At 37.1% G+C, this 7474-nt stretch carries 7 protein-coding genes and 1 pseudogene; 5 read left to right on the top strand and 3 right to left on the bottom strand.

The features are described 5' to 3' along the window. Window positions 1–482, bottom strand: a pseudogene (locus DIZ30_RS10005) (IS30-like element IS6770 family transposase); the annotation flags it as partial. A gap of 57 nt (window positions 483–539) precedes the next feature. On the opposite strand from DIZ30_RS10005, the gene DIZ30_RS10000 reads away from it, so the two are divergent. Beyond that, the gene (locus DIZ30_RS10000; protein WP_227644279.1) at window positions 540–1016 is read left to right on the top strand and encodes a stealth conserved region 3 domain-containing protein; all 477 of its coding nucleotides are present in this window, start codon (window positions 540–542) and stop codon (window positions 1014–1016) included. 427 nt (window positions 1017–1443) lie between these two features. On the opposite strand, the gene DIZ30_RS09995 is transcribed toward DIZ30_RS10000, so the two are convergent. Then, window positions 1444–2193, bottom strand: a complete 750-nt coding sequence (locus tag DIZ30_RS09995; protein WP_098188952.1) for a MurR/RpiR family transcriptional regulator — start codon at window positions 2191–2193, stop codon at window positions 1444–1446. Window positions 2194–2335: 142 nt separating this feature from the next. Between DIZ30_RS09995 and pfkB the strand changes: the two genes are divergently transcribed. Genes pfkB through lacD form a run of 4 tightly spaced genes read left to right on the top strand, consistent with a single transcriptional unit; the run spans window position 2336 to window position 6163 of the window. After that, on the top strand, window positions 2336–3286 hold the full coding sequence (gene pfkB / locus DIZ30_RS09990) for a 1-phosphofructokinase (RefSeq protein WP_047929342.1): 951 nt from the start codon (window positions 2336–2338) through the stop codon (window positions 3284–3286). Next, window positions 3268–4737 carry a PTS fructose transporter subunit IIC gene (locus DIZ30_RS09985; RefSeq protein ID WP_098188953.1) on the top strand — a complete coding sequence of 490 codons (1470 nt, stop codon included), beginning with the start codon at window positions 3268–3270 and terminating at the stop codon, window positions 4735–4737. Before pfkB ends, DIZ30_RS09985 begins: the two co-directional genes overlap by 19 nt. Continuing rightward, window positions 4734–5192 (top strand): fructose PTS transporter subunit IIA, encoded by a 459-nt coding sequence (locus DIZ30_RS09980; RefSeq protein ID WP_098188954.1) that lies wholly within the window; start codon window positions 4734–4736, stop codon window positions 5190–5192. The genes DIZ30_RS09985 and DIZ30_RS09980 overlap by 4 nt, the downstream gene beginning before the upstream one ends. Beyond that, the gene (gene lacD / locus DIZ30_RS09975; RefSeq protein ID WP_047936674.1) at window positions 5189–6163 is read left to right on the top strand and encodes a tagatose-bisphosphate aldolase; all 975 of its coding nucleotides are present in this window, start codon (window positions 5189–5191) and stop codon (window positions 6161–6163) included. Before DIZ30_RS09980 ends, lacD begins: the two co-directional genes overlap by 4 nt. Before the next feature lie 178 nt (window positions 6164–6341). Here the strand turns inward: lacD and yidC are convergent, their stop codons facing one another. Beyond that, a complete protein-coding gene (gene yidC, locus DIZ30_RS09970) occupies window positions 6342–7292 on the bottom strand; it encodes a membrane protein insertase YidC (protein ID WP_047929510.1) in 951 nt (316 codons plus the stop codon). Window positions 7293–7474 lie beyond the last annotated feature (182 nt).

Genomic DNA, 7474 nt, shown 5'->3' with positions numbered 1-7474 from the left:
CCAAACTCAGAATTGAAATCAGGATAATTATCAGGTCGATCATGGATTGAGCGCTGATACTGTTGTTTTCCCCGTTTTTCCTGATGGCCATTGGTTTTTCTTTTACCTTTCATCGGTAGTGTGTCAATATCAAATATTCCTTTAGAAAATAAACGATAAAGTGTTCTCATACCGCATGAAACAAGCCTTTCTTTTCGCCCGATAATGACGTCAGGCGTCCAACCAAGAGTGACTTTCTCTTTAATGTAATCTACTTCATGAGCAGGTAATTGAATGACTTTTCTACCACATTTTTTCTTATTTTCTTTATACTGGTGCCAATAATCAAGAGCAGTCTTGCCTTGCTTGAACTTATTGACTACATTATAAATAGTTTGTATAGCACGTCCCATTCGGTTAGCGATTTCAACCGGCTTATTATGTTGAAGATAATATGATTCTATCATTGTCAGTTCGTCTATGGTAAGATGTTTGTAGGTCATTTATGGTTACACTCCTTTGTTTTCTTTCGTCGGAAATACAATTTGAGTGTACCATAAATGCCTTTTTATTTTTCTAACTTAATTTTACAATTAGCGTTTTTTAATAGAAGATATGGAGTAAATAATATTAGAAATATTTTACTTATTTTATGGAAAGACTTTACAGGTTTTTATGAACCTCATACAGCAGTATCACTTAATAAATCAATTTTTGACAAAGTATGGGAAAAAGAGCAAGTAGAAATGAATAAAACTGTTCATTCTAAGTTTAGAAGTAAAGAAGACCTCAATTTTTGGTTAATTAGATACTGGCAACTTTGTACTGGAAATTTTTACCCACAAGAAAAAAATTTTTCTAAAATGTACTACCTTAATGACAATAATGATTTACTTTTTAGTGAAATGAAATCTCCCCAACATAAAATAATTTGTTTAAATGATACAAATAAAGTTTCTGACTTCGAGAAAATAAAAAATGAACTTTTGCAAACATTTATGGAGAGATATCCAGAAAAATCTCAATTTGAAAAATAAGAATAATTTTAAACTCTTTGTTAAAATTAGAGCGATAAGGTAGCTATAAAGCACAACAATGTTAGTAAGTATTGCTAACGTTGTTGTGCTTTTAACCGTAGAAGATTAAGATGTTGATTAGAAAATACGCCAATGAAACGTAAAATCTATAAGCAATTTGTTTCATAATTAGATGTACATATAAGGTTTCTCTAGTTTTGTATTAAAATACTTTTTCAAAAATACTAAACGGATAACTTTCTCGTATTAAAAAAAAACTTATTGATATGATGGAAAACTGAAGTTCCTTGTTATCTTTATAAAAAAAGAACTATTTGATTGAACGAGAAATGATTATACAAAAGTTTCCTTTTAGATTAATCTTTTCGTCATCTCTATTCTATTGGAATTTTTCTAGCAATTGTTATCAATCGCAAATCAAATACCCTCAATTCTCCCCCATACGCAATGCATAGGCGTCAAGCAGAATTCTCGCGATGATCTGGAGAGGCAAGCGTGAACGTACTTCATAATTAGGGAAATACGAACCTTCTGATTTGAAACCTACGAGATTTATCTCGCAATAATCTTTGAGTGTAGAGGAATGATTAGCTGTAACTAGAATCGAACCAATCTCTGCATCATAGCAATTCTTTGCGGCGGTGACGAGTTCTTTTGTCTCGCCGTTCAAAGAAATAAAAATAACGCTGTCTTTCTTAGTTAGTTTCCGACTAATGTTTTTGATGATTTCTGGATCAGTATGCATTTGACAATTTTTCCCTGTTAATTGAAGTTTTACCAGCATCTCTTGACCAATCATTTCTGAAAATCCTCGGGCAAAGACAAAAACTCGGTCAGCAAATTTGATTCTTTGTATTGCATCTTCAATGTTCCCGATTTCCAACATATTGATCGTACGTACCACTTCTTGTTCATTTTTTAGAATGGCTCGGCGGATACCTTTGTCTACTTTATCTAAGAAAGAAAAATTGATGTTCTTGTTTTCTCCTTCTTTTAGATGATGCTTAAACGAAGTAAACCCTTCATAGCCTTTCTTTTTCATTGTCCGCACAATGGTGGCTGTTGAGACATTTGCTTGTTCACTTAGTTTCACGATGGAGTAGTTAGGGATCTCTAGGATATGGTGTTCGATAAAGTTCCAGAGGTACTGTTCTGTTTCACTTAATTTGTGATCCATATTCTTTCCTTCTTTCACCAAAAGTTAGTTAAAAAATAGCACGACGAGTTTATAAATGTAAAGGTTTTCTTTGTGTTGAAACGATTAAGAAAACATTTTCTCTTTCGCGTATTTCATAATAGAGTCAAGGAGGTCATTGGTTATGTCTATCTACACATGCACGATGAATTTGGCAATTGATCTATTTATTGAAACAGAGGAGATGCATCCTTTTATGGTAAATCGCACAAAAGAGGATGACATTCAGGCAAACGGAAAAGGAGTGAATGTGTCACTAGTATTAAAGATGCTAGATTTCCCAAGTACGGCATTGGGTTTTTCTGCTGGGTTCACAGGAAAGTATATAGAAGACTATTTACAGCAGAAACAAATCCAAACAGATTTTATTGAAGTGCCTGGTATGACGCGTATCAATGTATTTACACAAGTCAATCAAACGGGAGAAGAATACAAATTAGTGAATCAAGGACCTGAAATACCGCAGACAGCTGTCCATAATTTTTTAAATCAAATAAGAGTATTACAAGCAGAAGATTATCTTTGTGTTTCTGGGAGTTTACCAAGAGGGCTGTCTCCAAAGGTTTTAATAGAAATCAGCCGGATTTGTCAGGAAAAGGGGGTTCATTTGATTATTGATAGTAGTGATCAAGAAGCCATGGATTGTTTACCCTATCGACCATTTTTGCTGAAACCGAACGAGGAAGAACTTTCTTCTTGGTTCGGACGAAAAATGGTTACAGATGAAGATTACTTTGTTTATGGACAACGACTAGTAGAGTTAGGTGCAGAAAATGTTTTGTTATCCCTCGGTGAGAAAGGAGCGATTCTTTTTACGAAAGACAGGGTGTTTAGAGGAAACTCGCCAAAAGGAAAAGTTGTCAATACAGCATGTGCAGGTGATACCATGTTAGGCGCTTTTTTAGCAGGATACATGAATCGACGACCGCTTGATGAAACGTTACGTAAAAGCATAGCAGCAGGCAGCTCAACCGCTTTTCGCAAAGGATTAACAGATTTTTTAGATGTGGAGGAATTAAGTAAACAAATCAAAATCAGGGAAGAGAGGTTCGAAAGATGGGAAAATATCAACTAATTGCAGCAACCGGTTGTCCGACAGGAATTGCGCATACCTACATGGCGCAAGAGGCATTAGAACAAGTAGCTAGGAAAAAAGGCATCACGATCAAAGTAGAGACCCATGGACAAATTGGGATCGAAAATGAATTAACGGCTGAAGAAATCAAACTGGCAGATGCTGTCATTATTGCCGCAGACAAAGATGTCCATTCAGAAAGATTTGTGGGAAAACGAATCATTGATGTTTCTGTCAGTACAGGAATCAAGGATGCACAACGGCTGATTGACGAAGCATTGGCAGGAAAAGAGACCATCTTAGCAGATAATGAAGCTGTTGATACTTTAGAACCAGAAGTGATGAGTGGTGCTAATTTTGGTCGTAGCATCTATAAAAATTTGATGAATGGTGTCTCTCATATGTTGCCTTTCGTGGTAGCTGGCGGAGTATTGATTGCTATTTCATTTGCCGTTTGGGGAATCTATTCTTTTGATCCAGATCATGCACAATACAATGCTACAGCGGCGATGTTAAAAACGGTTGGCGATGCAGCAATGGGAATGATGGTTCCAGTTTTAGCAGCTTATATTGCAGAAGGGATCGCGAAACGTCCAGGGTTAGTCGTTGGATTTGTTGGTGGAATCGTGGCCATGAATGGCGGTACTGGATTTTTAGGAGGTATTTTAGCTGGGTTCTTAGCAGGTTATTTTATCTTATTTTTGCAAAAGCTACTGACAATTTTACCTAAACAACTAGATGGCTTGAAGGCAATCTTCTTATATCCAGTTATTGGTGTAGCATTTATTGGTATCGTGATGTCTTTGCTGGCAGGTCCAATGAAGGCTATAAATGAAGGAATGATGAGCTTTTTAGCTGGATTTGAACATTCGAATCCACTTGTTCTTGGCGTGATTGTTGGCTGTATGTGTGCGTTTGATATGGGAGGACCGGTTAATAAGGCGGCATATGTAACAGGAACAGCTCTTTTGGCACAAGGAAACACGACTTTTATGGCTGGTGTGTCAGCAGCTTGTATTGCACCACCGTTGATTACTGGTTTTGCTACTTTATTGTTTGGTAAATATTTTGATACCAATGATCGTAATGCAGGTTTGGTTAATTTTATTTTAGGATCAACTCATATTACGGAAGGAGCTATTCCGTTTGCTGCGAAAGACCCGATCCGAGTGTTACCCACGATGATGTTAGGCTCATCAATTGCTGCTGTCTTGACTTATTTGTTTGGCGTCCAAGTTCCAGCACCACATGGCGGTTTTTTAGTATTACCTGTAGTAACAGGAAAAATCCAATGGGTTACAGCGATTCTTATTGGTTCGATCGTTGGTGGAGTGATACTAGGATTAATCCAAAAGAAAAGAGTAACTGATAAAGACAAGAAGATGGATAATAAAGCAGCAAATCGTACAGTTATCGAAAAAGGAAGAGCAGGAGCAGGAGACTTATCATGACAATCATTCATGAAGAGAACATTTTTTTACAACAGCCATTGGATAGTCAAGTAGAAGCATTTAAGTTTTTAGCAAAGCAAACATTCTGCTTAGGAATTGTTCATGATGAAAAAGAAGTATATCAAAAACTTCTAGAAAGAGAAAAAGAAGGTACTACAGGAATAATGTCAGGTTTTGCTATCCCTCATGCGAAGTCTCAAACAATCAACGAACCTAGTATGATTATCGTCACACTGAACAAAGGAATTGAATGGAACAGTTTAGATAGACAGTCAGTTGATTTTATTTTTGCGTTATTTATTCCAGATTCAGAAGCAGGAACGACTCATTTGAAATTATTGTCTCTCGTTGCACGATCGTTGATGCGAAAAGAGGTTACAGAACAGTTGAGAAAAGCAAAATCAAAAACAGAAATAGCCACAATATTAACTAAAGAAATAGGTGAAGATATATGAAGAAGATGAGTATAGAAAAGCAGGAACGTTTGAAGCGATTGACGGATGAAGCCGGAATTATTAGCGCGTTAGCAATCGACCAGCGTGGTGCTTTGAAGAAAATGATCAACCAATATAAAGAAGCTACATCAGAAGACATCATCCAATTTAAACAGATGGTTTCTCAATACCTGACTCCCTATACCTCAGCTATTTTACTTGATCCAGAATACGGCCTGCCTGCAGCAGCGCTTCGAGAAAAAGAATGTGGCTTGCTGCTAGCTTATGAAAAAACCGGCTATGATACGAAAATGCCGGGAAGATTACCTGATTTATTGAATATTTGGTCGGTGAAAAGGTTAAAAGAAGCTGGTGCGGATGCTTGTAAATTTTTATTGTACTATGACGTGGATGAACCAGCAGAGATTAATGTGCAAAAACAAATAGTTATAGAACGGATTGGTTCAGAATGCGAAGCAGAAGGCATACCTTTCTTTTTAGAGATCCTTTCTTATGATGCAACTATTGGCGATCCGTCCTCTCTTGCCTATGCAAAAGTAAAACCCCATAAAGTTATTGAAGCCATGCGAGAATTTTCAAAAGAACGTTATCAAGTGGATGTATTGAAAGTAGAAGTGCCAGTGAATATGAGATTTGTGGAAGGATATGGGCAAGAGACTTGTTATAGTCAAGCAGAGGCATCCGCGTATTTCTATGAACAATCGAAAGTGACTGAACAACCGTTTATTTTTTTTAGTGCGGGAGTCAATGCTACGCTATTTCAAGATACATTACGTTTTGCAAAACAATCAGGTTCGACATTCAATGGTGTCTTATGTGGGCGAGCAACATGGGCGAAGGGAGTGGCACCTTTTGTTACCGAAGGCGAAAAAAAAGCGAGTAGTTGGATGTTAGAAGAAGGAAAACAAAATATTAAGGGATTAAGTACATTATTAAAAGAAACAGCAACACCTGTCTACGTTGATAGATAAGAAAAAGTTGTTTCTTCATAAAAAGATGCTGCTGCAATTAGATAGCGATCAATCGATGATTCAAATTAAACATTCACTTAAATAAAAATATCGACCAGATTTCTTTTTCAAAAATCTTGGTCGATATTTTTAATTGCTAAAACTGTTAATGAATTTTTATTACACTTTTATTTACTATCTACTTCCGCTTCTGCTGCTTTCCTGCGTTGCGGCCTTTGTTGTTTGTACTGTTTTTTGGTTGTTTGATTTGTTTTGTTGCTTGTTTGTTGTTAGCTAGCTTTGCTGATTCTGTCACGTCTTTTCTTGGAGTGACGACTTGTTTTGGCGGGTTTTGTTTCAACTCTTCTGCCACTTGTGCTTTCAAACGTGGTTTCATCATAACGTTTGTGATGAATGTTTGCAGACAGCTGAACACACCACCGACTACCCAGTAAAGTGTAACACCGGCTGGCGCACTGATTGACATGAAGACGATCATAGCAGGAGAGACGATCAGCATCGTACGCATTGTCTTTTTCTGTTCTTCAGGAATACCGATTGTTGAAATATATCCTTGAAGCAGATAAGCGACCCCTGCGATGGCCACAAGCACCATACTTGGTGAGCCTAGATCGATGCCGTAAAAAGATGATTCACGGATACCTTCTGTGTAGCGAGCCGTAAAATACAAGGCAGAGAAGATCGGCATTTGGATCAATAGAGGCAGACAGCCGATTCCGCCGGTCATACTCAATCCGTTTTCGCGATATACTTGCTGCATTTCTGCTTGTGCTGCCATTTGTTCTTCACGTGTTGTTGCAGCTTTCAATTTTTGTTGGGCTGCTTCAACTTGTGGTTTTAACGCTTGCATTTTTTCAGATTGGATCATTGTTTTTTTCGATTGACTAATACCTAGTGGCAAGATGATGATACGGACGATCACAGTCATTGCAATAACTGCCCAGCCATAAGACCAATTGAAATTTTCAACTAGATATGTAATCGCTTGGCCCATAGGATGGACGAGTACTCGATAAACGATTCCCGAAGTGTCAGGGTTTCCGTTTGAATCCATCCGCACACAGCCAGATAAAAAGAGCAGGATACTGACAAGTCCGGATCCCAATAACCAGTTTTTCCATTTATTCATAGAATACTTCCTCTTCTATAATTTTTACACAAACTTAACTATACTAAAAAAGCGCATGGAATTCAATCAACTTCATAGAAATTTCATATAAATTATATATGTGTTTTTGACTATCTTTTTATATCTTCTTAAATGTCCGCAAAGCCTTATTTTATCGGCTCTACGGGCATTTTGCTTTTGTG

Origin of the sequence: Enterococcus sp. H57 (genome assembly GCF_003112495.1) — a bacterium.
In the GTDB taxonomy this organism is placed as follows: Bacteria; Bacillota; Bacilli; order Lactobacillales; family Enterococcaceae; genus Enterococcus_B; species Enterococcus_B faecium.
The sequence above is the reverse complement of the archived record's forward strand: the minus strand, read 5'-3'. Positions and strand labels throughout refer to the sequence as shown.

Excerpts from the sequence above, each read along its gene's own strand:
- yidC (WP_047929510.1), bottom strand. The coding sequence starts at position 7,292 with ATGAATAAATGGAAAAACTGGTTATTGGGATCCGGACTTGTCAGTATC.
- DIZ30_RS10000 (WP_227644279.1), top strand. The coding sequence starts at position 540 with ATGCCTTTTTATTTTTCTAACTTAATTTTACAATTAGCGTTTTTTAAT.
- lacD (WP_047936674.1), top strand. The coding sequence starts at position 5,189 with ATGAAGAAGATGAGTATAGAAAAGCAGGAACGTTTGAAGCGATTGACG.
- DIZ30_RS09980 (WP_098188954.1), top strand. The coding sequence starts at position 4,734 with ATGACAATCATTCATGAAGAGAACATTTTTTTACAACAGCCATTGGAT.
- DIZ30_RS09985 (WP_098188953.1), top strand. The coding sequence starts at position 3,268 with ATGGGAAAATATCAACTAATTGCAGCAACCGGTTGTCCGACAGGAATT.
- DIZ30_RS09995 (WP_098188952.1), bottom strand. The coding sequence starts at position 2,193 with ATGGATCACAAATTAAGTGAAACAGAACAGTACCTCTGGAACTTTATC.
- pfkB (WP_047929342.1), top strand. The coding sequence starts at position 2,336 with ATGTCTATCTACACATGCACGATGAATTTGGCAATTGATCTATTTATT.